This window comes from Solwaraspora sp. WMMA2056 (genome assembly GCF_030345095.1).
Taxonomy (GTDB): domain Bacteria; phylum Actinomycetota; class Actinomycetes; order Mycobacteriales; family Micromonosporaceae; genus Micromonospora_E.
In genome coordinates, this window is the sequence record NZ_CP128360.1 from 1,917,435 (window position 1) to 1,941,342 (window position 23,908).

The 23,908-nt window shown below is 70.5% G+C and carries 21 protein-coding genes; 15 read left to right on the forward strand and 6 right to left on the reverse strand.

Annotation, left to right across the window (positions count from 1 at the left end):
• Positions 1-131: 131 nt before the first annotated feature.
• Both O7608_RS08870 and O7608_RS08875 read left to right on the forward strand, forming a co-directional pair.
• Entirely contained in the window at positions 132-2,135 is a 2,004-nt protein-coding gene (locus tag O7608_RS08870; RefSeq protein WP_289209482.1) for an acetoacetate--CoA ligase, read from the forward strand.
• A gap of 114 nt (positions 2,136-2,249) precedes the next feature.
• Positions 2,250-2,621 carry a hypothetical protein gene (locus O7608_RS08875; RefSeq protein WP_289209483.1) on the forward strand — a complete coding sequence of 124 codons (372 nt, stop codon included), beginning with the start codon at positions 2,250-2,252 and terminating at the stop codon, positions 2,619-2,621.
• Between the two features lie 10 nt (positions 2,622-2,631).
• On the opposite strand, the gene O7608_RS08880 is transcribed toward O7608_RS08875, so the two are convergent.
• Complete coding sequence (locus tag O7608_RS08880; protein WP_289209484.1) at positions 2,632-3,363, reverse strand: TIGR03089 family protein; 732 nt, start codon at positions 3,361-3,363, stop codon at positions 2,632-2,634.
• Positions 3,364-3,582: 219 nt separating this feature from the next.
• Between O7608_RS08880 and O7608_RS08885 the strand changes: the two genes are divergently transcribed.
• Together O7608_RS08885 and O7608_RS08890 are read left to right on the forward strand one after the other, a co-directional pair.
• Positions 3,583-4,740, forward strand: a complete 1,158-nt coding sequence (locus O7608_RS08885) for a glycosyltransferase family 4 protein (protein WP_289209485.1) — start codon at positions 3,583-3,585, stop codon at positions 4,738-4,740.
• 99 nt (positions 4,741-4,839) lie between these two features.
• Positions 4,840-5,940 (forward strand): mannose-1-phosphate guanylyltransferase, encoded by a 1,101-nt coding sequence (locus tag O7608_RS08890; RefSeq protein ID WP_289209486.1) that lies wholly within the window; start codon positions 4,840-4,842, stop codon positions 5,938-5,940.
• Between the two features lie 44 nt (positions 5,941-5,984).
• Here O7608_RS08890 and O7608_RS08895 read toward each other — a convergent pair whose 3' ends face one another.
• Positions 5,985-7,178: a coenzyme F420-0:L-glutamate ligase gene (locus tag O7608_RS08895; protein ID WP_289209487.1), complete on the reverse strand. Its 1,194-nt coding sequence runs from the start codon at positions 7,176-7,178 to the stop codon at positions 5,985-5,987.
• A complete protein-coding gene (gene cofD, locus O7608_RS08900; protein ID WP_289209488.1) occupies positions 7,175-8,152 on the reverse strand; it encodes a 2-phospho-L-lactate transferase in 978 nt (325 codons plus the stop codon). The genes O7608_RS08895 and cofD overlap by 4 nt, the downstream gene beginning before the upstream one ends.
• Before the next feature lie 99 nt (positions 8,153-8,251).
• Between cofD and O7608_RS08905 the strand changes: the two genes are divergently transcribed.
• The 6 genes from O7608_RS08905 to O7608_RS08930 all read left to right on the forward strand — a co-directional run bounded on the left by O7608_RS08905 (position 8,252) and on the right by O7608_RS08930 (position 15,058).
• Positions 8,252-9,277 (forward strand): hypothetical protein, encoded by a 1,026-nt coding sequence (locus O7608_RS08905; protein WP_289209489.1) that lies wholly within the window; start codon positions 8,252-8,254, stop codon positions 9,275-9,277.
• Between the two features lie 94 nt (positions 9,278-9,371).
• Positions 9,372-11,921 (forward strand): bifunctional FO biosynthesis protein CofGH, encoded by a 2,550-nt coding sequence (locus tag O7608_RS08910; RefSeq protein WP_289209490.1) that lies wholly within the window; start codon positions 9,372-9,374, stop codon positions 11,919-11,921.
• A 207-nt stretch (positions 11,922-12,128) separates the two neighbouring features.
• A complete protein-coding gene (locus O7608_RS08915; protein WP_289209491.1) occupies positions 12,129-12,407 on the forward strand; it encodes a hypothetical protein in 279 nt (92 codons plus the stop codon).
• A 93-nt stretch (positions 12,408-12,500) separates the two neighbouring features.
• The gene (locus tag O7608_RS08920; RefSeq protein ID WP_289209492.1) at positions 12,501-13,889 is read left to right on the forward strand and encodes a DUF4331 domain-containing protein; all 1,389 of its coding nucleotides are present in this window, start codon (positions 12,501-12,503) and stop codon (positions 13,887-13,889) included.
• Between the two features lie 48 nt (positions 13,890-13,937).
• Positions 13,938-14,303 carry a phospholipase gene (locus tag O7608_RS08925; protein ID WP_289209493.1) on the forward strand — a complete coding sequence of 122 codons (366 nt, stop codon included), beginning with the start codon at positions 13,938-13,940 and terminating at the stop codon, positions 14,301-14,303.
• A 497-nt stretch (positions 14,304-14,800) separates the two neighbouring features.
• Positions 14,801-15,058 carry a WhiB family transcriptional regulator gene (locus O7608_RS08930; protein WP_123605977.1) on the forward strand — a complete coding sequence of 86 codons (258 nt, stop codon included), beginning with the start codon at positions 14,801-14,803 and terminating at the stop codon, positions 15,056-15,058.
• A gap of 197 nt (positions 15,059-15,255) precedes the next feature.
• On the opposite strand, the gene O7608_RS08935 is transcribed toward O7608_RS08930, so the two are convergent.
• Positions 15,256-15,621 carry a metallopeptidase family protein gene (locus O7608_RS08935; protein ID WP_282229429.1) on the reverse strand — a complete coding sequence of 122 codons (366 nt, stop codon included), beginning with the start codon at positions 15,619-15,621 and terminating at the stop codon, positions 15,256-15,258.
• Between the two features lie 220 nt (positions 15,622-15,841).
• Between O7608_RS08935 and O7608_RS08940 the strand changes: the two genes are divergently transcribed.
• A complete protein-coding gene (locus tag O7608_RS08940) occupies positions 15,842-16,216 on the forward strand; it encodes a DUF3499 domain-containing protein (protein ID WP_282223849.1) in 375 nt (124 codons plus the stop codon).
• 40 nt (positions 16,217-16,256) lie between these two features.
• Here O7608_RS08940 and O7608_RS08945 read toward each other — a convergent pair whose 3' ends face one another.
• Entirely contained in the window at positions 16,257-17,609 is a 1,353-nt protein-coding gene (locus O7608_RS08945; protein WP_289210836.1) for an NAD(P)/FAD-dependent oxidoreductase, read from the reverse strand.
• A 128-nt stretch (positions 17,610-17,737) separates the two neighbouring features.
• Positions 17,738-19,084 carry an aspartate aminotransferase family protein gene (locus O7608_RS08950; RefSeq protein ID WP_289209494.1) on the reverse strand — a complete coding sequence of 449 codons (1,347 nt, stop codon included), beginning with the start codon at positions 19,082-19,084 and terminating at the stop codon, positions 17,738-17,740.
• A gap of 398 nt (positions 19,085-19,482) precedes the next feature.
• Here O7608_RS08950 and O7608_RS08955 point away from each other — a divergent pair, with 398 nt between their 5' ends.
• The 4 genes from O7608_RS08955 to O7608_RS08970 all read left to right on the forward strand — a co-directional run bounded on the left by O7608_RS08955 (position 19,483) and on the right by O7608_RS08970 (position 23,624).
• Positions 19,483-20,253: a helix-turn-helix domain-containing protein gene (locus tag O7608_RS08955; protein ID WP_289209495.1), complete on the forward strand. Its 771-nt coding sequence runs from the start codon at positions 19,483-19,485 to the stop codon at positions 20,251-20,253.
• On the forward strand, positions 20,244-20,450 hold the full coding sequence (locus tag O7608_RS08960) for a DUF397 domain-containing protein (RefSeq protein ID WP_123605972.1): 207 nt from the start codon (positions 20,244-20,246) through the stop codon (positions 20,448-20,450). The genes O7608_RS08955 and O7608_RS08960 overlap by 10 nt, the downstream gene beginning before the upstream one ends.
• A 248-nt stretch (positions 20,451-20,698) precedes the next feature.
• Positions 20,699-22,258: a SigE family RNA polymerase sigma factor gene (locus tag O7608_RS08965; RefSeq protein ID WP_289209496.1), complete on the forward strand. Its 1,560-nt coding sequence runs from the start codon at positions 20,699-20,701 to the stop codon at positions 22,256-22,258.
• Positions 22,259-22,496: 238 nt separating this feature from the next.
• Entirely contained in the window at positions 22,497-23,624 is a 1,128-nt protein-coding gene (locus O7608_RS08970) for a hypothetical protein (RefSeq protein WP_289209497.1), read from the forward strand.
• Positions 23,625-23,908: the final 284 nt, after the last annotated feature.

The following is a 23,908-nucleotide window of genomic DNA, read 5'->3' on the forward strand; positions in this document are numbered from 1 at the left end:
GCCCGGCACGGCTTGTGTTCCCAGCACGCTCCGTCGCCCCCGTCGCAGGCACGACAATGGCGACGGCGGTGCGGGAGGATGGTCACGGGTGCCTGCGGCGGCGCGGCCGGGGCCCGGGGAGGAGTGCAGGCGTGAGCGAGGTGCTGTGGCGCCCACCGGCGGACGTACGGCAGCGGACCCGGATCGGTGCCTACCTGCAGTGGCTGGAACGCACCCGGGACCTGCGGTTCGCCGACTACCCGCAGCTCTGGCAGTGGTCGGTGGACGATCTGGCCGGCTTCTGGGGGTCGATCTGGGAGTACTTCGCCGTGCTCGCGCACGAGCCGCCGCAGGAGGTCCTCGCCGAGGCGCGGATGCCGGGTGCCCGGTGGTTCCCCGGTGCCCGACTCAACTACGCCGAACACGTGCTGCGCGCCGGCGGGCTCGCTGACGACGATCCGGTGGTCATCGCGCACAGTCAGACCCGGGCCCCGGTCACCCTCACCGTCGCGCAGCTGCGTGACCAGGTGCGTCGGGTGCGGGCCGGGCTGCGCCGCCTCGGGGTGGGTCGCGGCGACCGGGTGGCCGCGTACGCGCCGAACATCCCGGAGACGTACGTGCTGATGCTGGCCACGGCGAGCCTGGGCGCGGTCTTCTCGTCGGCCGCGCCGGAGTTCGGCACCCGCAGCGTCACCGACCGGTGGCGGCAGATCGAGCCGACTGTGCTGGTCGCCGTCGACGGCTACCGGTACGGCGACAAGGCGGTGGACCGGCAGGCGGAGCTGGTGGCGATCGCGGCCGCGCTGCCGTCGGTCCGGCACCGGGTGGTCATCCCGTACCTGTCGCCGCAGGCGGCGACGCCGCAGTGGGCGACGACGACCTGGTCGGCGCTGGCCGGGCCGACGGACGAGCCGCTCGCGTTCGACGCGGTGCCGTTCGACCATCCGTTGTACGTGCTCTACTCCTCGGGCACCACCGGGCTGCCGAAGCCGATCGTGCACGGCCATGGTGGGATTCTGCTGGAGCACCTGAAGATGCTGGCGCTGCACCACGATCTCGGCCCGGGGGACCGGTTCTTCTGGTTCACCACGACCGGCTGGATGATGTGGAACTATCTCGCTTCCGGGCCGGCGGTCGGCGCGGCGATCGTGCTGTTCGACGGCAATCCGGCGGTCGACGCCGCGCCGGACGGCCCGGCCCGGCCGGACCTGGGCACCCTGTGGCGGCTCGCGGCACACACCGGCACCACCTACTTCGGCACGTCGGCGCCGTTCCTGCTGGCCTGCCGCAAGGAGGGGCTGGTGCCCCGCGAGATCGCCGACCTGTCCGCGTTGCGGGGCGTGGGTTCGACCGGGGCTCCGCTGCCCGCCGAGGGGTTCACCTGGGTGTACGAGTCGGTCGGCGCGGACCTGCAGTTGGCGTCGCTGTCCGGCGGCACCGACGTGTGCACCGGGTTCGTGGGCGGCGTACCGCTGGTGGAGGTGCGGGCCGGGGAGATCGCCTGCCGCGCGTTGGGCGCGCGGGTCGAGGCCTGGGCCGCCGACGGCCGGGCGGTCGTCGGTGAGCTGGGCGAGTTGGTGATCAGCGCGCCGATGCCGAGCATGCCGGTCGGGTTCTGGAACGACCTGGACGGGCACCGCTACCGGCAGGCGTACTTCGAGCGCTACCCGGGGGTGTGGTGTCACGGCGACTGGATCACCATCGCCGAGCATGGTGCCTGCGCGATCACCGGCCGCTCCGACGCGACGCTCAACCGTGGTGGTGTCCGGCTGGGCACGGCCGAGTTCTACTCCGTGGTGGAGGCGCTGCCCGAGGTCGCCGACTCGTTGGTGATCCATCTGGAGGATCCGCAGGGCGGCGCGGGGGAGCTGCTGCTGTTCGTCGCGTTGCGCGACGGCGCCGCGTTGGACGACGCACTGCGTACCCGGATCGTGCGTGAGTTGCGGTCGGCGCTGTCGCCGCGGCACGTTCCGGACGGGATTCACCAGGTCGCGGCGGTGCCCCGGACCCTGTCCGGCAAGAAACTGGAGGTGCCGGTGAAGAAGATCCTGACCGGTACGCCGGTGGAGCAGGCGGTGGCGAGCGGGGCGCTGGCCAACCCGGCGGCGCTGGACGCGTTCGTCCGGTTCGCCACCGACCGGGTGCCGGCCAGCTGACCGCGAGCTGGCGGTCGGCTGGCCGCGAGCTGGCGGTCGGCTGACCGACGGGCGCCGGCCCGTCACCGACGGTGGATCGAATTCGGTCGACCTTGGCAACTCAGCGTCAACGCTGTGCGTCTGACTGTCGTGGGGATCTACTTCCGCCTACAGATCACCGACACGCTCGGCGTCTGGGTCGAGGGGACGCATGCCTTCGATCCCGCGGCCGGAATCACCCGGACCTTCTGGTACCGGCTGCCGACCGAGTGGGTGGTGAACGGTGCGATCCTTCAGCAGCGCCGCGAGATGCTGGTCGACCGCCTGTACGGACCCGGCTGGCGCGACGGCAATCCGGACGGATCGCGATACATCATCCTCAGGGTCCGGGAGAAGGTGCTCACCGACGGCGAGGCGGCCGGCAAGCCGTGGCTGGCCGAGCGGGGTGGCTTCTTCGTGTGCGCACCGGACGGGGCACAACGGGAGGTGGTCCCCAGCGAGCTGTGAGCCGGCCGGCTCAGGCCAGCACCAGATCGACCTTCTCGCTGGCGACCCGCCCGTCGAGCGAGGCCCGGTCGAGCTGCCGGCAGAGCACCACGCTGGCGGTGGCGGCCAGCGGCGCGAGCAGCCAGTCGACCGGGTCCGGGTGCCGGTCGGCGTCGATCAGGACCCGGCTGCCGGCGACGATGCCCAGCTCCGCACCGCGTGCGGCCGCCCGGGCCGCCAGCTGGGCGTCCTGCGGATCACCCGCCGGGTACGGCGTGAAATGGTCGCCGTGCCCGCGTACCTCGGTGACGTAGTCCACCCAGCCGGGCGGCAGGTCGCGGGCCGGCATCGCCATCGGTGCGAGGCTCAGCAGGTACTGCTCGCCGGCCGGTGGCCGGTCCGGTCCGGGCAGCCGGTGCGCGGTGGCGAAGCACACCTCGGCGGGCGGGCCGTCGGCCTGGCTCCCGGCACCGGCCGGGCCGTCGACCAGCCCGGGGGCCCGCACCGCGAGCCCGGCGGACCAGCAGCCCAGCAGCACCGCGGCGGTCTGCCAGTGCGGCGGCAGCAGCACCTCGGCGGTGTCACCGGCCGTGGCACCGGCGCCGTCGACGATCAGGTTGGCGGTCTTGGCCACCCAGTTGGCCAGGGTCGCTCCGGACAGCTCGGTCCGGTCGCCGATCGCGTCGTCGTACCAGGTGAGCAGTGGTCGGGTCGGATCGGCGGCGATGGTGACCGCGAGCAGTCCGGCGAGGTTGTTGGTCATCGGCGCCGAGCCTAACGCGCGTGTCACGGCAGTGCCCGACGGTCACTGACCGTACTCGCAGTCACGGTCCGGTCTCGCCCCGCTGACGGGCGGCCGGCCGGCACACGAACGCTGGTTTTCGTCCGCCTCGTCGGCGCGGCGCACGGCGTCGGGCGGCGTAGGCTTGGCACACGTGTCGTTCTTCACAACCCTCCACCACCCCTCTAGAGGAGTTGCCCTGTGACCGCCGGTCGACCGCCCCGCGTACTCATCGACGCCACGAGCGTGCCCGCCGACCGCGGTGGCGTTGGTCGATACGTTGACGGCCTGCTCGGTGCCCTCGGTGCCCTCGTCGGCAGCGACATCGAGGTCTCCGTCGTCGCGCTGCGTACAGACGTCGAGCGGTACACCCGGATGCTGCCGGCCGTCGACGTGATCGCCGCCCCGGCGGCGGTGGCGCACCGTCCGGCCCGGTTGGCCTGGGAGCAGACCGGGCTGCCGCTGCTCGCCCAGCAGGTCGGTGCGGACGTGCTGCACTCCCCGTACTACACCTGTCCGATGCGGGCGGGTTGTCCGGTTACCGTCACCGTGCACGACGCGACGTTCTTCACCGAGCCGGAGCACTACGACAAATCACGACGGACCTTCTTCCGCAGCGCGATCAAGACCTCGCTGCGTCGGGCCAGCCGGGTGATCGTGCCCAGCAAGGCCAGCCGCGACGAACTGATCCGGTTGCTCAACGCCGACCAGGCACGCATCGACGTCGCCTACCACGGGGTCGACGCCAGCGCCTTCCACGTGCCCAGCGACGAGGAGAAGGCCCGGGTCCGGGCCCGGCTCGGCCTCGCCGGCACCAGCTACATCGCCTTCCTCGGCGCCAAGGAGCCGCGCAAGAACGTCCCGAACCTGATCCGGGGCTGGGTGCGCGCCGTCGCGGACCGTCCCGAACCCCCCGCCCTGGTCCTGGCCGGTGGCCAGGGCCACGACGACGACATCGACCGGGCCGTCGCCGACGTCCCCGCCCACCTGCGGCTGCTGCGCCCCGGCTATCTGCGCTACGCCGACCTGCCCGGCTTCCTCGGCGGCGCGCTCGTCGCCGCGTACCCCTCGTACGGTGAGGGCTTCGGCCTGCCGATCCTGGAGGCGATGGCCTGCGGCGCGCCGGTGCTGACCACGCCCCGGCTGTCACTGCCCGAGGTCGGCGGCGACGCGGTCGCGTACACCAGCGAGGATCCGGACCGGATCGCCGCCGACCTGGCCACCCTGCTCGACGACGAATCCCGCCGGGACGCGCTCGCCAAGGCCGGCGTGGACCGGGCCCGGGACTTCACCTGGTCGTCCAGCGCCCAGGTGCACGTCGCGTCCTGGCACCGGGCAGCGGCACGGCCCGCCGGGTGAGCCGGTCCCGGCCCCGCCGGGTGATTCCGTCCCGGGCCTGCGGGGTGAGCCCGCCCAGGTACCGCCGGGACGGATGCGCCGGGCGGGCATGATGGGCTGATGCTCTTCGCCGTCATTCCGGCGGGTGGCAGCGGCACCCGACTCTGGCCGCTGTCCCGCGCCGGTAACCCTAAATTCCTGCATCCGCTCACCGGCACCGCCGCGTCGCTGCTCCAGGCGACGGTGGCGCGGCTCGCCCCGCTCACCGATCCGGAACGGATCCTGGTGGTGACCGGTACGGCGCACGCCGCAGCGGTCGCCCGGCAGTTGGCGGCGGTGCCGGAGGAGAACGTGCTCGTCGAGCCGTCGCCCCGGGACTCGTGTGCGGCGATCGCGTTGGCGGCCGCGGTCATCGCCCGCCGCGAACCCCAGGCGGTCATGGGATCGTTCGCCGCCGACCACCTCATCGGCGACACCGACCGGTACGTGACCACGATCCGCCAGGCGGTGGCCGGTGCCGAGGCCGGGCTGCTGATGACCGTCGGCATCACCCCGACCCGACCGGAGACCGGCTACGGCTACCTGGCCTGCGGTGACACCATCGGCCCCGGCCCGGTACGCCGGGTCGAGCAGTTCACCGAGAAACCCGGCCTGGCCGTCGCCGAAAACTACCTGCGGTCCGGCCGGCACCTCTGGAACGCCAGCATGTTCGTCTGGCGGGTCGACGCGTTCCTCGCCGAGCTGGCCCGCCAGCAGCCGGAGCTGCACTCCGGCCTGACCCGGATCGCGGCCCGCTGGGACTCGCCCGACCGCGACGAGGTGCTCGGCGACATCTGGCCCACCCTGCCCCGCATCTCGGTCGACTACGCGGTGATGGAGGGCGCGGCGGCGGCCGGTCGGGTCGGCACCGTACCGGGCGACTTCGGCTGGAACGACGTCGGTGACTTCCACACCCTCGGCGACGTGCTGCCGGCCGACCCGGACGGCAACGTCGTGCTCGGCGCCCCGACCGCCGAGGAGAAGCCGGGGGTGCTGCTGCACGACAGCACCGGGCTGGTCGTCGTGCCGCACTCCGGCCGGCTGGTCGCCGCGCTCGGCGTGCGGGACCTGATCGTGGTGGACACTCCGGACGCGGTGCTGGTCTGCCCCCGGGACCGGGCACAGGACGTCAAACGCCTGGTCGACGCGCTCAAGGAACGCGGCGCCGACGGGTACGTGTGAGTCACCGCGCCGGCGGCGGACCCGCTGCCCGCGCGGTGTGCGGGTCAGCCGCCGGCGCGGTGTGCCGGGTGACCGGTCGACCCGCCGTCGGGCGTCAGCCCGAGCAGGACGTCGACCCGCCCGGCGGGCGCGTCGGTGACCAGCGCCGTGCTGGCGATGCCGTCGGCGGCCAACGCGGCCCGTAGCCGGTGCAGGTCGGCGCCGAACCGCACCAGGTCCGCCGCCCCTGCCGAGGGCGGCTGACAGTGCAGGTAGCCGGTCGAGGTGACGGCGGTGGCCGCCCCAGCGGCGGTCGGACCGGCAGCAGCCGGCGGTGACCACGGGGTGAACCGGGTGCCCGGCGCGGCGATTTCGGAGACCAACCGGACCGCTCGCCGTACCGCCTCGGCGTCGACCGGCCCGTCGGCTGGCGGCGGGCCGACGGAGCCGGCGTCGGTCGGACCGTCGGGACCGGCCGGCGGCAGGATCGCGGCGGCGATCAGGCCGGCCCGGTGTGCCTCGGCGGTGCCGAGGCGGAACATGTCCTGACCCGGTTCACGGACCAGCGGCCGGACCCCGGGGCCGTCGTCGCCGGGCTGCTCCGCCGCCTCGCCCCGGCGCCACGGGTAGCCGCGTACCACCGCCACCGGGACCTGCTCCGATTTGCCCTTGACCAGGTCACCGGCGCTGGCGAGTTCGTCGACCACGGCCACCTGGGTCAGCCGCAGCTCGTTGCCGTACGGATCGGTCAGCCCCCGGTAGTCGCGGACCGGGTCGATGCCCGCGGCCCCGAGCGCGACGTCGGTGAGGCCGTTGCGCCACGGCCGGCCCATCGTGTCCGACACGATCACCGCGACGTCCCAGCCCCGCCGGACCCGCAATGCCCGCCGCAGCCGGCGGGCCGACTCGTCGGGATCCACCGGCAGCAGCACCAGGTGGGTGGACGCCACGTTGGAGTTGTCGATTCCGGCGGCGGCCATCACGAACCCGTGCCGGGTCCGGGCGATCCGGGTCGGCCCGCGCTCGGCGACCACCTCGGCGGTCTCGGCGTCGAGCAGCTCGGCGCGGACCCGGCTGCGCTCCGGCTCGTCGGCCGGCAGCGCCACCAGCCGACCTTCCGCCTTCGACACGATCTTGCTGGTCACCACCAGGACGTCGCCGTCGCGCAGCCATGGTGCCGCGTCGGCGATCACGTCGGCCAGGTCGTCACCGGGCCGTACCTCGCCGATCCCGGTCACCGGCAGGATCTCCAGTCTCATCCGGCCACCTCCGTCCGGCCCGCTGCGGCCAGCTCCACGGCCGCCGCGACCATCGCCTCGGTCGCCACCTCGTCGGACATCCACAGTGGTGCGGCGCGGACCTCGACGCCGTCGAGCCGGGTGTCGGCGTCGACGTCGTCGACCAGCCAGCCGTCGAGCAGGCCACCGTCGCGGCGGGCGCCGTACAGGCCGGCGACGCCACCGGCCGTACAGGGGGTGCCGAGTACGGCGAGGCAACGGTCGGCCATCCCGCGCACCGGCGCGTCGCCGATGATCGGCGAGACGCCGACGACCGGTGCCGGGCCGTCGACCAGCGCGGCGCGGACTCCCGGTACGGCGAGGATCGGCGCGATGCTCACCACCGGGTTGCTCGGCGCGATCAGGACGACGTCGGCGGCGGCCACCGCCTCCGGTACGCCGGCCGCCGGGGTCGCCTCGGCGGCCCCGACGAAGACGAAGCGGTGCGTCGGCAGGGCGCCCCGGTGCCGTACCCACCATTCCTGGAAGTGGATGGCCCGCTCGCCGCCGTCCGGATCCGAGACGACGACGTGGGTCTCCAACCGGTCGTCGGTGGCCGGCAGCATCCGGATCCCCGGCTGCCACCGGACGCAGAGCGCCTCGGTGACCGCCGACAGCGGGTAGCCGGCGTTGAGCATCGTGGTCCGCACCAGGTGGGTGGCGATGTCGCGGTCACCGAGCCCGAACCAGGTCGGCTCCGCCTGGTACGCGGCCAGCTCCTCCTTGACCGTCCAGGTCTCGCCGACCCGACCCCAGCCACGTTCCGGGTCGGCACCACCACCCAGGGTGTACATCACACTGTCCAGATCGGGGCTGATCCGCAGCCCGTGCAGCATGACGTCGTCACCCACGTTGACCACGGCGGTCACCTCGGCTCCGGTGCGCCGGGCGTACGCCCGGGCACCGACCAGGAACTTCGCCCCGCCGATCCCACCGCTCAGCACCACGATCCGCATGCCGACCATCCTCGCCCATCGGTGGACACCGCTAGGCTTTGCCGGTACACCGCCGCGCTCTGCCGGTGCACCGCCGCCACCGAAGGATCGGGAGAAGCCGTGACCACGCACCCCGAGGCCACACCCGGAGACCGACCGCCGGCCAGGGACTTCACCATGCCGCTACGGGAGGTGGCGGCGGTCGTGCTGCTCGGCGCCACCGCCGTCTTCCTGTTCCTCGCGCTGCTGGACCTGCTCGTGCCGTACCGGCTCGGGGCCGGTCCCGGGTTCGCCCGTCGGTCGGCGGACAGTTTCGGCGGCTTCGTCAACCTGGTGACGATCGGGTTCCCGCTGGTGGCGGTGCTGTTGGCCACGCACTTGTCGCCGGAGCTGGCCCGGGCCCGGCTGGTCACCCTGGTCGCGCTGATCGAGTACGCCGTCATGGCTTTCTTCGGCGGTCTGTTCGGGCTGCTGGTCGGTTTCGTGGTGCTGGTCGACGACAGCATCCGGGCGGCCTTCCAGGGGCTACTGGGCCGGGCGGCGTGGCTGGCCGTGCTCGGCGTGGCCGGGTTGGCGATCTTCCAACTCTGGCAGGGCCGCTACCAGGTGCCGAAGCCGAAGCAGCCAGCCGCGTACGGCCCGCCGGGGCCGTACGCCCCCGCGCCCGGCTACGGCCCACCCCCGCAGGCCGGCTACGGCCCACCGCCGCAGGCCGGGTACGGCCCACCGCCGCAGGCCGGGTACGGCCCACCGCCGCAGGCCGGGTACGGCCCACCGCCGCAGGCCGGGTACGGCCCACCGCCGCAGGCCGGGTACGGCCCACCGCCGCAGGCCGGGTACGGCCCACCGCCGCAGGCCGGCTACGGCCCACCCCCGCAGGCCGGGTATGGCCCAGCGGGGCCGCACGGTCACCCGCATCCGATGTACGCGCCGCCGCCACGACCCGCGTCCGGGCCGCCAGCGGCGTCTGGGCCGCCAGCGGCGTCTGGGCCGCCAGCGGCGTCTGGGCCGCCAGCGGCGTCTGGGCCGCCAGCGGCGTCTGGGCCGCCAGCGGCGTCTGGGCCGCCGGCCGACGCAGGTCCGGCCGCTGCGGAGCCGCCGAGCGATTCAGGACCGCCGGCCGAGCCGACCCAGCGGACCTCCTGACCGGGGCCATCGAGCTGGTGCACTGCCGGGCCGCCCGGCCGAGCTGTGGCGCATGCCACCGATGAGTGCGGCAGCGAGGACCTAGTCTCAACGGGTGACCGCGCACCCAGACCCCGTTGCCGCCGCTGACGGTGCGGCGCAGCACCCGACACCGGCGAGTGTGCGTCGGGCGCTGCGCCGGGCCGCCGCCGGCCGAAGCCTCGACGTCGACGAGGCGACCGCGTTGCTCTGCGCCACCGGAGCGGAGCTGGACGAGCTGCTCACCATCGCCGGGGCGGTCCGTGACGCCGGGCTGCGCGACGCGGGCCGGCCAGGGGTGATCACGTACTCCCGGAAGGTTTTCATCCCGTTGACCCGGCTGTGCCGGGACCGGTGCCACTACTGCACCTTCGCCACCGTTCCCGGCCGGCTGCCGGCCGCCTACCTGGACCGTGACGAGGTCCTCGCGATCGCCCGCGCCGGTGCCGCCCAGGGCTGCAAGGAGGCGCTGTTCACCCTCGGTGACCGTCCGGAGGAGCGGTGGCCGGCGGCCCGGCAGTGGCTCGACGAGCGCGGCTACGACTCGACCGTCGACTACCTGCGGGCCTGCGCGATCGCCGTGCTGGAGGAGACCGGCCTGCTGCCGCATCTCAACCCGGGCGTGCTGAGCTGGGCGGAGCTGCAACGGCTCAAGCCGGTCGCGCCGAGCATGGGGATGATGCTGGAGACCACCGCGACCCGGCTGTGGTCCGAGCCCGGTGGCCCGCACTTCGGCTCGCCGGACAAGGAACCGGCGGTGCGGTTGCGGGCGATCGCCGACGCCGGCCGGGTGGGGGTGCCGTACACGACGGGACTGCTGATCGGGATCGGCGAGACGCGCCGGGAGCGGGTCGAGTCGCTGTTCGCGATCCGGTCGGCGGCCCGCGAGTACGGCCACATCCAGGAGGTGATCCTGCAGAACTTCCGGGCCAAGCCGGACACGGCGATGCGTGGCATGCCGGACGCCGAGCTGCGGGACCTGGCCGCGACGGTCGCCGTCGGCCGGATCCTGCTCGGCCCGTCGGCCCGGTTGCAGGCACCACCGAACCTGGTCGCCGGGGAGTACGCGTTGCTGCTGCGGGCCGGCATCGATGACTGGGGCGGGGTGTCCCCGGTGACCCCCGACCACGTCAACCCGGAGCGGCCGTGGCCGCAGATCGAGGAGCTGGCCCGGCGTACCGCCGACGCCGGCTTCACGCTGCGGGAGCGGTTGACGATCTACCCCGAGTTCGTGCGGCGCGGCGGGGCCTGGCTCGATCCGCGGCTGTCCGGGCACGTCGCGGCGCTCGCCGAGGCGGACACCGGCCTGGCGGACGGGTCGGCGGTGCCGGTCGGTCGCCCCTGGCAGGAGCCGGAGGAGGTGTTCACCTCGACCGGCCGGACCGACCTGCACGCCACCATCGACACCACCGGGCGCACCGACGACCGGCGGGGCGACTTCGACCAGGTGTACGGCGACTGGGCCGAGGTGGCCGGGCGGATCAGCGTACCCACGGGTGCCGGGGCCGCGAGCGGCGCGGACGCCGACGCCGACCTGCGGGCCGGGTTGCGGCTGGCCGCCGACGATCCGGCGGCGCTGCTGCTGCCCCGGCACACCGACGCGGCGCTGGCTCTGTTCGCCGCCGACGGGGCGGCGCTGGAGCAGCTCTGCCGGATCGCCGACGACGTGCGGCGCGACACCGTCGGCGACGACGTCACCTACGTCGTCAACCGCAACATCAACTTCTCGAACGTCTGTTACGTCGGCTGCCGGTTCTGCGCGTTCGCCCAGCGGGAGCGCGACGCCGACGCCTACCGGCTCTCCGCGCAGCAGGTGGCGGACCGGGCCGAGGAGGCCTGGCAGGCCGGGGCGACCGAGGTCTGTATGCAGGGCGGTATCGATCCGGCGCTGCCGGTGACCGCGTACGTCGATCTGGTCCGCGCGGTGAAGCAGCGGGTGCCGCAGCTGCACGTGCACGCCTTCTCGCCGATGGAGATCGTCACCGCGGCGGCCAAGGCCGGCGTACCGGTGCGCGACTGGCTGGTGGGGTTGCGTGCGGCCGGCCTCGACACCATTCCCGGCACCGCCGCAGAGATCCTCGACGACGACGTGCGCTGGGTGCTGACCAAGGGTAAACTTCCGGCCGCCACCTGGGTCGAGGTGGTGACCACGGCCCACGAGGTGGGACTGCGGTCCAGCTCGACCATGATGTACGGACACGTGGACCATCCGGCGCAGTGGCTGGCGCATTTCCGGGTCCTGGCCGGGGTGCAGGACCGCACCGGCGGGTTCACCGAGTTCGTGGCGTTGCCGTTCGTGCACACCAACGCGCCGATCTACCTGGCCGGTCTGGCCCGGCCCGGCCCGACCTGGCGGGAGAACCGGGTGGTGCACGCGATGGCCCGGCTGCTGCTGCACGGTCGGATCGACAACATCCAGTGTTCCTGGGTGAAGCTGGGCGACGAGGGCACGGTCGCGATGCTGCGCGGTGGCTGCAACGACCTGGGCGGCACTCTGATGGAGGAGACGATCTCCCGGATGGCGGGTTCGGCGAACGGGTCGGCCCGTACGGTGGCGCAGCTGCAGGCGATCGCGGCCGCCGCCGGGCGTCCGGCGGTGCAGCGCAGCACCGCGTACCAGCGGTGACCGCAGGGCCGGTGCGGCCGCCGGCCAGCGGCCGCCGGCGGGTGGAGCCGACAGTCCGACGAAGCTGTTTCGCACACCGTCGAACCGCCCGGCGTCGTCGCGCGTATGGATAGTTGCCGGCGGCTGCGGGGCAACCGATGGACCTGCCGCTGGCGAAGGTCCCGTCGCGACAGTGGGTTACCCCCTGACCCACCGGAAAGGTTGTCCATGAGAACTGGCCAGCGGAACCGACCGAAGTTCAAGATCTCCCGCCGTCAGGTGCTGACCGTGGCGGCAAGCGCGGGTGTGGGCGCGGCGGCGGTCAGCGTCACCGGCCTGTCCGCAGCTGTGGACAGCCGGCTCGCCGGGTCCGCCGGCGACCAGGCGATCGTCGTGCACCTGCGGGATCCGTCCAGCGGCACGATGGACGTCTTCGTCGGCACCTCACGGATCGAGGTACGTGACAAAGGGCTCGCCGCTTCGCTGCAGCGCGCCGCAAAGGGCTGACGGCCCTCCTCGGCGTACGCCCGAGCTTTTCTCCACCTGGCGCGTCCCGCGTCGATTCCCCGATTCACTCAGGCTATGTGAGGTAGGTTCGCCATGTCTTCGCACCGCGAGGCACCGGAGATATCAAAAGACCCGGTTGCCGACAGCACCGACGTGTACGCGTTCGTCAGTCCGGACCGGCCGGACACCGTCACGCTGATCGCCAACTATCTGCCGTTCCAGGTGCCGTCGGGCGGACCGAACTTCTTCGAGTTCGGCGACGACGTGCTGTACGAGATCCACATCGACAACAACGGTGACGGGCACCCGGACATCACCTACCAGTTCCGGTTCGTCACCGAGATCACCAACGAGAACACGTTCCTCTACAACACCGGTCCGATCGACGCGCTGGACAGTGAGAACTGGAACCGGCGGCAGTTCTACAGCGTGACCAAGGTGGACGCGCACGGCCGGGCGCAGGTGCTGGCCAAGAAGGTACCGTGCCCGCCGTGCAACATCGGCCCGCTGTCCACCCCGGACTACGTGGGTCTGGCCAACGACGCGACGTTCGAGTTGAAGACCGGTGAGCGGATCTTTGCCGGGCAGCGCGCGGAAGGTTTCTTCGTCGACCTCGGTGCGATTTTCGACCTGGGCAATCTGCGTCCGTTCCAGCAGTTGCACGTGGTCGGAAAGGACATCTTCAACGCGGCGGACGAGCCGGTCAATGCGACCGACCGGGTCAACGTCTCCAGCATCGCGATGCAGATTCCGATCACGCACCTGGTCAGTGGTGGCGGACGGTACGACGTCAAGGACCCGCGTTCGGTGATCGGGGTGTGGACCTCGGCGGGCCGGCAGCAGATCCGGATGCTCGGTGAGGCCAAGGCGGCGGACCTCAACGTCGGCCCGGTGGTGCAGGTGTCCCGGTTGGGCAACCCGCTGTTCAACGAGGTCATCGTGCCGATGGCGCAGAAGGACCTGTGGAACACGCTGCCACCGTCGGAGGACAAGCGGTTCGCTGGCCTGGTCGAGAAGCCCGAACTGGCGCAGCTGCTGCCGGTGCTCTACCCGGATGTCTTCCCCCGGCTGGCGGAGCTGAACGAGTCGGGCAAGCCCCGGGCGGACCTGGTGGCGATCCTGCTGACCGGTATCCCGGCGGGCCTGATCGACGGTTTCCAGAACAACACCGGCGACGTCCAGGCCGACATGCTGCGGCTGAACACCGCGATCCCGCCGGCCAAGCGGCCCAGCCGATTCGGTCTGCTCGGCGGTGACCTGGCCGGCTTCCCGAACGGGCGGCGGACCACCGACGACGTGGTGACGATCGCGCTGCGGGCGATCGCCGGGTTGACGTTCCCGCTGATCGACAAGAACTTCACCCCGGACGACGCGGCGGGGGCGGTGACCCACGGGTTGAGCGCCGCCGACGTGACCGCCCCGTTCCTGAAGAAGTTCCCGTATCTCGGCGTGCCGTACGACGGCTTCAACAACCCGTCCTGACCACGCGCGGACGTTCGAGCCAGCAGGCAAGACCAGGAGGTGGACGCAATGCACGAGCACAGTCTGGCCCCGTCGGAGACCGGCAGTGTCGTCCTCGACATCGGTGGCGACATGGGAGCTCTCATCATCTACACCGGACAGGAGTTCCACGGCCGGGAGATCGAGATCAGCCCGGTCGCCGATCCGGATGCGGCGGAGCCGACGCTGCGTACCCATGCCGCGGTGCGTGAGCGGCAGGTGCACGACGGGGTGTTCTTCAGTGCGGTCTACACCGACCTGCGGGCTGGTTCGTACACCGTCTGGCGCTCCGAGGACGTGCCGGCCGGTCAGGTGACGATCACCGGTGGCGCGGTGACCGAGTTCGTCTGGCCGCAGCATCCGACCGCCGGGAGGTTGATCCCGCGCGCCGTGTGACGAGATCGACTTCCGGGTGTGACAGACCCCTGGGGAGGGCAGCAGGGCACGTGAGGTAGGCGGTCGATCAGGCCGCGCCACCGAGCCGGTACCGCGTTGGCGGTGCCGGCTCGGTGGCGTGTGCGCGCCAGAGGCGCTGAAGGGGCGCCGCAGGGGGTGCGGCAGGGGTGCGCCGGGCTCGGTCGCGGGGTTGCGGAGGGTGGATTCACGCAGGTGGCGGGGGCGACGCGCCGATGTCGCGTTACTTGGTGGGGGTCTGAATCGATAGGGCAGGTTGCGGGCCTGTTGACGGTGGGAGGTCAGTCGGCCCGGTCCGCGAGAGGGAGCCTTATTTACCAGGTTCGTCTTGACGACGCACGCATTACACGCGTGTAATTTCCCTGGGGTCGCTCGGACGGGACGTACTAAAACCGGATCGAACGGGCAAGTTGGACACGCCTTCCGCGTGGGGGGTTGCGCCGGCCGGGATCGGCCGGCGCGCGAAAGGAGGCACGCGTATGGATGGTCGGCTGGAGGTTGCGGACCTGCTCGGGAACGCCCCGGAGTGGCAGGAACGGGCGCTGTGCTCGCAGACCGACCCCGAGGCGTTCTTTCCGGAGAAGGGCGGATCCACTCGTGAGGCGAAGCGGATCTGCTCGCGGTGTGAGGTGAAGTCCGAGTGCCTGGAGTACGCACTCGGCCACGACGAGCGGTTCGGCATCTGGGGTGGACTGTCCGAACGGGAACGTCGCAAGCTCAAGCGGCGCGTCGCCTGACGTACCGCGCCGTCGGCCCGGCCCGGGACATCCCGGCCGGGCCGACGGCCTTTCCGGGGCCGACCGGCCTTTCCGGGGCTGACCGGCCTTTCCGGGGCTGACCGGCTTTTCCGGGGCTGACCGGCCGCGCACCGCCACGGCCGACGGCCGCTCGCCGCCTCTACCGACGGCTGCTCAGCGTCGGGTAGGCAGCCCGGTCAGGCCAGCTCGTCCGGATCCACGCCCAACAGGTTCGCCACCTGCTCGATGATCACGTCGTGCACCAGGTCGGCGAGGTCCTCCCGGTCCATCGCCCGGAACTCCAACGGCCGCCGGTAGAGCACGATCCGGGGCGGCATCTCCTGGCGGCCCGGCCGCCCCGGCAGCAGCCGGGCCAGCGGCACCTCGCCGTCCTCCAGCACGTCGGAGTCGTAGACGTTCAGATCCGGCGGTACGTCCTCGACGGCGAACTCGACCCCGACGAGCTCCTTGGCAAACCGGCGCTCCAGCGTCTCGACGGTGTCCAGCACCAACTCGTCGAAGACCTCGGCCTTCGTCCGGGCGAGCGGGACCGTCGCCGGCACCAGCCGGCCGCGCAGACCGCGCCCGTGCCGGTCCCGGCGGTCCCGCCGGGCGCGGCGGGGCACCTGGGCGCTTTCCGGCGCGGGGACGGTCACAGAAATCCTCCGGTCACCAGCTCAGCGTAGTCCGGATCCGGGCCGTTCGGGCGTGGGGGATCAGGAGTCTCGGCGTGTCGCGGCGGCACGCTGGTCGGGAAGCCGGTAATAGAGATAACGTGCGGCCGTGAGGTCACAGCGGCGTTGCTCCCGGAACGGCTGTCCCCGTCAGGCCGTCGCCACGTTGACCTACGTCTACAACGAGTCGACAGCTGTCGTCGGGCCACTGGCCGCGTTCGCCGAACCCCACACGTACGACCTGTGTGAGCAGCACGCCCGGAGCCTGACCGCGCCCCGGGGCTGGCAGGTGGTGCGCCACGAAGGGGAGTTCGACCCGCCGCCGCCGACCACCGACGACCTGGTGGCCCTCGCCGAAGCGGTCCGCGAAGCGGCCCGCCCCGCCCCGCCACCTCGGCCGGGTGAGCCGGACGTCGTCGATCTGGACATCAACTCCCCGACCGGGCGCCGCGGCCACCTACGGGTGATCCCACCACGGCCCTGACCCGCGCACTCGCGCCGGCGGCGCTCAGCTGCTGGTCAGCTCAGTTGCCGATCAGCCGGTTCAGCAGCGCCGCCCGCCGCGACGGCCGTCCCGACCGTGCCTCCGCCGCGTCGGCGCTGCCCATCAGCCGTACGCTGGCGTTGACCCCGAGCCAGCGCAGCGGCTCCGGCTCCCAACGCGGCGAGCGGTGCCCCACCCAGGGCAGCGCGGTCAGCTCACTGTCGGCGTCCAGGATCAGGTCGGCCAGCGTACGGCCGGCCAGGTTGGCCAGCCCCACGCCGTCGCCGACGTAGCCGCCGGCCCAGGCCAGCCCGGTCGACCGGGCCAGCCCCACCGACGCCGCCCAGTCCCGGGCGACGCCCAACGGCCCACCCCAGGCGTGGGTGAGCGCGACGTCCTCGCCGAGCGCCGGGAACAGCTCACCCAGGGTCCGCCGCAGCGCGCGGAACACCCGTGGGTCGCGGTCGAACTCCGGGCGGACCCGGGACCGGAAATGGTACGGCGCGCCGCGCCCGCCGAACGCCAGCCGCCCGTCAGCGGTGCGCTGGCCGTAGATGATCAGGTGCCGGAAGTCGCTGAACGTCTCCCGTTCGGCCAGCCCGATGCGGTCCCACGTCTCGTCGGGCAGCGGCTCGGTGGCGATCATCAACGAGTAGACCGGGGTGATCGCGCGCCGCAGGCCGGGCAGCGCCGGGGTGTAGCCCTCGGTGGCCCGGACCACCACCGGTGCGCGGACCGTCCCGGTCGGCGTTGCGGCCATCCCGGGGCCGTACGCCGTCACCGGGGTCCGTTCGTGGAGTGTCACGCCGTACCGCTGCACGGCTGCGGCGAGGCCACGCACGAGCCGGGCCGGGTGGATCGCGGCGCAGTGCGGGGTGTAGGTGCCCCCAAGCACCCCGTCGGCGGCACACCGGGCGGTGGCGGCGTCGGCGCTTAGCAGGGTCAGGTCGGCGTCGGATCCGCCGTAAACGTGGGCCTCGGCGACCGCTGCCTCGGCCCGGCGTAGCTGGGCCGGGGTACGGGCGAGTGTGACGGTGCCGCCCTGGCGCCAGTGGCAGTCGATGCCCTCGGCGGCGACGACCCGGCGCACCTCGCCGACGGTGGCGTACATGGCCTGCTGCATGGCCACCGCCCCGTCTCTGCCGTGGCGGCGGGCCAGCTCGGTCAGCGACGTCGGCAGCAGCGCCGAGCACCAGCCACCGTTGCGCCCCGAGGCACCGTACCCGGCGATCTCCTTCTCCAGCACCACGATCTGCAGCGTCGGGTCGGCCAGGGCCAGGTAATAGGCGGTCCACAGGCCGGTGTAGCCGGCCCCGATGATCACGACGTCGGCGATCCGGTCACCGTCCAGCGCCGGCCTCGGCGTGAGCTCGTCCTTCTCCACCGTGGACATCCAGTACGACACGTCCACCCGCCACCCTCCCCTCTTTCCCGACGATCTTGCAGTTATCGAGAAGATATGTCCACTTTGTCCAACGATAAGTGCAAGATCGTCGCGATCTTGGGGGGTGGTTGGCTGGGTCAGAGGCGCTGCCAGGCCTCGGTCAGCACCGCACGCAGGATCTGCTCGATCTCGTCGAACTGGGTCTGGTCGGCGATCAGCGGCGGGGCGAGCTGGATCACCGGATCTCCCCGGTCGTCGGCCCGGCAGTACAGCCCGGCGGCGAACAGCGCGCCGGAGAGGAACCCGCGCAGCAGCCGCTCCGATTCGGCGTCGTCGAAGCTCGTCCGGGTGGCCCTGTCCTTGACCAGCTCGATGCCGTAGAAGTACCCGTCGCCCCGGATGTCACCGACGATCGGCAGGTCGTATAGCTTCTCCAGCGAGCCCCGGAAAGCGCTTTCGTTGGCCCGTACGTGCCCGGTCAGCTCCTCCCGGGCGAAGATCTCCAGGTTGGCCAGCGCCACCGCGCAGGAGACCGGATGTCCGCCGAAGGTGATCCCGTGACCGAACGATTCGGTGCCGTGCAGGAACGGCTCGATCAGCCGGTCGGACGCGATCATCGCGCCGAGCGGGGAGTAGCCGGAGGTGAGTGCCTTGGCGGTGGTGATGATGTCCGGCTGGTAGCCGTACCGCTGGGCGCCGAAGTACTCGCCGAGCCGGCCCCACGAGCAGATCACCTCGTCGGAGACGAGCAGCACGTCGTACGCGTCGCAGATCTCGCGTACCCGCTCGAAGTAACCCGGCGGCGGCGGGAAGCAGCCGCCGGCGTTCTGCACCGGCTCCAGGAAGACGGCGGCGACGGTCTCCGGGCCTTCGCGTTCGATCGCCCGGCCGATCTCGTCGGCCGCCCACCGGCCGAACGCCACCGGGTCGTCGCCGTGCTCCGGCGCCCGGTAGAAGTTGGTGTTCGGCACCTTGATCCCGCCCGGGACCAGCGGCTCGAAGTCGGCCTTGATGCCGGGCAGCCCGGTGATCGCCAGCGCCCCCATCGTGGTGCCGTGGTAGGCGATGTCCCGGCTGACCACCTTGTGCTTGGTGGGCTTGCCGACCCGCTTGAAGTAGGCGCGGGCCAGCTTCCACGCCGACTCCACCGCCTCGGAGCCGCCGGTGGTGAAGAAGACCCGGTTGAGGTCGCCGGGGGCGAGCGCGGCGATCCGTTCGGCCAGCTCGATCGCAGTCGGGTGGGCGTACGACCAGATCGGGAAGTACGCCAGCTCGCTGGCCTGCTTCGCGGCGGCCTCGGCCAGCTCGGTGCGCCCGTGGCCGGCGTTGACCACGAACAGCCCGGCCAGCCCGTCCAGCAGCCGGCGTCCCTCGCTGTCCCAGACGTACGCGCCGTCGCCGCGCACGATGGTCGGCACCGGGGCGTCCCGGTAGCTGGACATCCGGGTGAAGTGCAGCCAGAGGTGGTCGGTCGGGTTGCCCATGTCGTGGCCCCATCGCGTCGGTCGCACCGGCGCTCGCACAGCGCCGTCCTGGCTACGGTTATCGCACAGATGCGCCGCTCGCTGCAAGGTTCACGAGATCAACACCGGCATTCGGCCACGATTTGAGCAATCCTGGCCAGTTGTAACGACGAAATCCGCATCACGGACCGAGTCGCCCAAGCGGTGCCGCTCGATGACATTTCGCGGTCCGCCCGACCACACCAACTCCGGCAACACCTTGATCAACGCGGGGGACGTGTCAAGGACGTTTCGTGAGACGTTCTGATCCGCCGTCGGACGTCCCGAACCGACCCACCGCGGCGCCCCCACCGCCGCCGGATTTCTCCGTAGGGTCGATCGTGAATTGCCGATGTGGACGCCATGTGTGAGGTGCGCGGATGAACGAGGTGCTGCGGGTCGCGCTGGCCCGGTCCGGACACACCGTCGAGTCGCTGGCCGAGCGGGTCCAGGTCGACCCGAAGTCGGTGAGCCGCTGGATCGCCAAGGGGCGGGTGCCGCATCCGCGCAACCGGCACCTGACGGCGGTGGCGCTCGGCGTGGACCCCGCCAAGCTGTGGCCGGACCCGTACCGGCAACGGGGCAAGGCCTGGTTCCGGCCGTGGGAGGAGATCGAGCGGGAGGCGGTCGCGCTGCGCTCGTACGAACCGCTCGTCGTGCCCGGCCTGCTGCAGACCGAGGGGTACGCGCGGGCGATGCTGCACGTCGGCGGGGTGAACACCGCCGATGAGGTGGAGCGGATCGTACTTACCCGACTGGAGCGTCAGACGATTTTGACCGGGCCACGTCCGCCGTTCCTGGTGGCGGTGATCGACGAGGTGGTGCTGCGTCGCCTGGTCGCCGACCGGGCAGTGATGCACGATCAGTTGCGGCACCTGATCGCGTTGACCGAGCGCCACCCGCACGTGCAGATCCGGGTGATCCCGGCGAGCGTGCCCTGGCACACCGGGCTGGCCGGCCCGTTCGCGCTCGCCCGGCTCGCCGACGAACACGAGTTCGCCTACCTGGACAACCAGTTGCGCGGCGAGATCCACGCCGCGCACGACGACATTGCCACGCTGGGCCGGCGGTGGGACAGTGTCAGCGGGGAGGCACTCCCGCGCGAGGCATCGATCGACCTGATCAAGGAAGTGGCGCAATCATGGACCTGACCGGCGCCCGGTGGCGTACGTCTACCCGAAGCAGCAACAACGGCGGAAACTGTGTCGAGGTGGCGGACAACCTGCCGGGGCGGGTGCTGGTCCGCGACTCCAAGGACCGGGCCGGCGGTGTGCTCACCTTCGACCCGGCCGCTTGGCGGACCTTCGTCACCACCGCCACAAGCGCCGGGATCGTCAACAAAAACTGAGCTACGGTGCTTCAGGGTGTCCACCTGCAGACGTCGAGGCCGCACTACTCGCTGGCTTGGATGACCGACCCTTCATCCGTGGTATAGCTGAGAGTGAGCCGCCTGATAGCGTTCGGTAACCACATCTAGACCGACGGTCCGCGTCGTCGGACACCCTGCACGTCCGTGGCTGCCAGCGTCGCAGGAAATTTTTTGCAGTTTTCTGATCCGTGATGCAACCAAATCGGTGGCTGTGGTGTCCTTGGGCTATGGCCCAGTGGGAAGCGCCAGAAACCTTTGCTGACTTCGTGCGGTCCCGGCATGGCGAGTTGCTGCGCTTCGCGTACGCGCTTACCGGTGACCGGCATGCCGCAGAGGACTTGGTCCAGGATGCCCTCGAACGAGCTGGAATATCCTGGCGGCGGATTCTACGCAAGGACGACCCGGAGGGGTATGTGCGTCGGATCATCATCAACCGGAACTTAAACAGGGTTCGATCTCTGGGGCGCGAGCGTATCGTCGCCGATGTGCCGGACTACGGGTGCGCCCCGAGAGAACCGGTAGATGAACAAGTTTGGCGTATGCTGGCCGAACTCCCTCGCCAGCAGCGTACCGTTCTGGTGCTGCGGTTCTTCCTCGATCTGTCCGAGTCGCAGGTAGCGGAGATGCTTGGCTGCTCGGTCGGCACTGTGAAGAGCAACTCCTCGCGGGCGCTGGCAAAACTGCGAGCGATTTTGCGAGCGCTAGATTCTACTGTGAGGAGTGACGAAAAGGTGAACATTGAAGATCGCTTGCGACGTCTCTTGACTGACAACTTGCCCGACGTGCCTACCTGGTCAGACCCAGTCGGTCGAATTGGCGACGGGGTCACCCGGCGCCGTCGGCGGCGCCGGATCGCCTCTGCGGCGCTGGCCATCTCGGTCATCATGCTTACCAGCGTAGGCGTAGCGCAGGTCTCAGCGAGTAGGACAGATCACACTCTTCGTCCGGGTGATTCGGACGTCGTACCATGGCAGCAAAAGCCGGTGAACTCAGTGACGGTTATCCGCCGAGAACCAAGGCCGGATAGCCGACCCTGCAATCCGTCTGATCTGACCAGGAGCGCCTGGACCGAGGCTACCGAGCCGGGCGTTGTAACTCTCCTGGTTGCCAACAACAGCGACACCCGTTGCACTTTGCGGGGTACGGCCATGCTGACGGGGCTCGAACAGCAATCTAGCGCACGCCGGCAGATTGAGGCCAGGGCGCTAGTTGCTGAGCCGGAACCGCTGGGCCAGCATCCGGCCACTATCGACCCGGGTGAGCCAGCACGGATTGATCTCAGGGTCTCGGATCGATGCTCGGATCCGGCCGCGTCCGTAGTTAGGTATCTGGATGTCGAGATTGTTACCCTGGGGCGCTCAATTCCGGTCGCGCAGCTGGAGCTGCCAGGTACCTGCCCGGTGGAGATCGGCCAGTGGTACGTGCTTCCTCCTCCGCTGTACACACCGTTTGTGAGCGCCTCGATCGAGGCGCCGAAGGCGGTGCAGCGTGGCACTCAGTTGACGTATGTGGTTACTCTACGCAACGAGTCTGGAAATGCTCTACCGCTGTCCCCATGCCCCATCACCGTTCAGCAGATCAGCGGACAAACCTCAAAGAATCTGCTCAACTGCACGGACGAGACCCTTGGTGCGCATCAGTCCCGCCGGTTCGAGATGCAAATGTGGATACCGGCGGATACCCAGCTGGGCCAAAACAGGCTTAGTTGGATGGCGGTCATGGGCGACGGCCGCGTCACGGTTGCTGATTTGGCCACAGGTGGCACCCCGCTCGTCGTCGAGGAGTGACCCAGCCCCTGCTTAGAGTAGTGATTGAAGTCACTGTCGGATTTTGGACCTTTGGTGGCTGGGGTGTGTTGGCCCAAGCTGACCTACGAGACTTCGGGTGGAGTCATCACTCGCTGCCATCTTCGTTGGTGCCACGCCTCGTTGCATCGAGGAAAGTTGATATCCTCTGAGTGTCGGCCTTGACCGGCTTGGCCGACTCGGCGCTCCTGCTGGAGCGGCGGATCCCCTGGGGAGGGACATGCGCATGTATCAGAGCCTACCGCTCACTGACCGCTTGGCGGCCGCGTGTACGGCAGCAGTTGTTGGTGTTTCGGGCGTGCTGATCGCGTTGCCGGCGCAGGCTGCGCCCGCCGCGACAGAAGTGGCTGACGCTCGGGTGGTCACGTTCGATCGGGCAGAGTTGAGGGCCGTGACTCGGGCGGTCAGCGGAGTGGGCGGCAGCGGGCGGACGGACTCGGTCGATGACTCACTGCGCCAGCGCGTCAAGGAGCACATCGAGGATGCGGTGCGGGCAGGTCGTCTCGTGGACGAGCGGCGGCTGATGTCTGCGAGCATCGCGGACCCGTATAACCGGGGCCGACGGATCAACATGATCTGGGATGGCGAGAAAGGCCCGGACCGTGTCACCTACGCAAGTATGGGGGAGAGTCCGGAGTCCGGCATGGCGGCCGCGTTGGGCGTCCAATGGGGCGGTGAAGACGCCGCCGAGGCGCCGATGACCAAGTCCGCGCGTGTAACGGGCGGATCTGGCTATGGTGCCGGGTTCAACGTTACTGGGATGCGCAACGCGGACAGCAACTGTGCAACGACGTGGTTCACATCTGGTTGGAATTCGTCTAGGGATCACAAAATCGTCTCGTGCTACGAGGACTGGGAGCAGGACGGAACGGTTCATTACGTATACAACCGCTGGGCGCTATGGACGCCGGCTCCAGCGCCATGGCCGTATACTACCACTACAAAGGACTTCTATGTGGCGGCTCGAGCTTGGAGTGGTCACGAGTATAAGTTTGCGCGTTTGCGGGACTGGGCCCCACGAAGTGGTGATCTGATCAGTTCCTGCGATTCGAGTCGCAACTTTACTCTCGGTGGCTCCTATGGGGGTGTCAGTGCATCTGTGAGCATACCAATCAATGTCTGTCAGAACTATTGGATGGATATTACCACCACCAGTCCCTGGAAGATCGGGATTGACTTTGACGGGTCGCGCAGTGGTCAGATGTACATGGATGTGGCGGGTCGCTACGAGGCGATAAATTCGTCGGTGCAGTTGGTGTGGGCCGACTATAACTGGGTTACCGTCAACGCCTGCGGGGTTACCAACTGTCCGACGCAGCACTGGGTGGCCAAGGATAGTGGCTGGTGAGTGTGTCCCACCGCGGACGTCACTTGCCTAGAGCGCGGGTGCTGCGGCTTGGTCGTGGCACCCGCGCTGGACATGGCGTCCTTGCATTCGTAGCAGTGGTACTAGTGGTCACCGGGTTAGCCTTGTATGACGGCAATTCAAGACAGGAGGGGACTGCGTCTGATCAGCCTGCCCCTCAGTCATTATGTGAAAGGAATCCGACGCGGGAGCGTTGTCAGGAGATCGTGCTTGACGGTCAAATCTGGAGGTACGCATTGCTGCGTGCTGATCGTCCGACCGATAGA

Bases quoted from the DNA above. Each gene is read 5' to 3' on its own strand.
- O7608_RS08890 (WP_289209486.1), top strand. From the start codon at position 4,840: ATGCTCTTCGCCGTCATTCCGGCGGGTGGCAGCGGCACCCGACTCTGG.
- O7608_RS08945 (WP_289210836.1), bottom strand. From the start codon at position 17,609: ATGTCCACGGTGGAGAAGGACGAGCTCACGCCGAGGCCGGCGCTGGAC.
- cofD (WP_289209488.1), bottom strand. From the start codon at position 8,152: ATGCGGATCGTGGTGCTGAGCGGTGGGATCGGCGGGGCGAAGTTCCTG.
- O7608_RS08930 (WP_123605977.1), top strand. From the start codon at position 14,801: ATGGATGGTCGGCTGGAGGTTGCGGACCTGCTCGGGAACGCCCCGGAG.
- O7608_RS08880 (WP_289209484.1), bottom strand. From the start codon at position 3,363: ATGACCAACAACCTCGCCGGACTGCTCGCGGTCACCATCGCCGCCGAT.
- O7608_RS08915 (WP_289209491.1), top strand. From the start codon at position 12,129: ATGAGAACTGGCCAGCGGAACCGACCGAAGTTCAAGATCTCCCGCCGT.
- O7608_RS08950 (WP_289209494.1), bottom strand. From the start codon at position 19,084: ATGGGCAACCCGACCGACCACCTCTGGCTGCACTTCACCCGGATGTCC.
- O7608_RS08960 (WP_123605972.1), top strand. From the start codon at position 20,244: ATGGACCTGACCGGCGCCCGGTGGCGTACGTCTACCCGAAGCAGCAAC.
- O7608_RS08955 (WP_289209495.1), top strand. From the start codon at position 19,483: ATGAACGAGGTGCTGCGGGTCGCGCTGGCCCGGTCCGGACACACCGTC.
- O7608_RS08920 (WP_289209492.1), top strand. From the start codon at position 12,501: ATGTCTTCGCACCGCGAGGCACCGGAGATATCAAAAGACCCGGTTGCC.
- O7608_RS08965 (WP_289209496.1), top strand. From the start codon at position 20,699: ATGGCCCAGTGGGAAGCGCCAGAAACCTTTGCTGACTTCGTGCGGTCC.
- O7608_RS08970 (WP_289209497.1), top strand. From the start codon at position 22,497: ATGCGCATGTATCAGAGCCTACCGCTCACTGACCGCTTGGCGGCCGCG.
- O7608_RS08925 (WP_289209493.1), top strand. From the start codon at position 13,938: ATGCACGAGCACAGTCTGGCCCCGTCGGAGACCGGCAGTGTCGTCCTC.
- O7608_RS08895 (WP_289209487.1), bottom strand. From the start codon at position 7,178: ATGAGACTGGAGATCCTGCCGGTGACCGGGATCGGCGAGGTACGGCCC.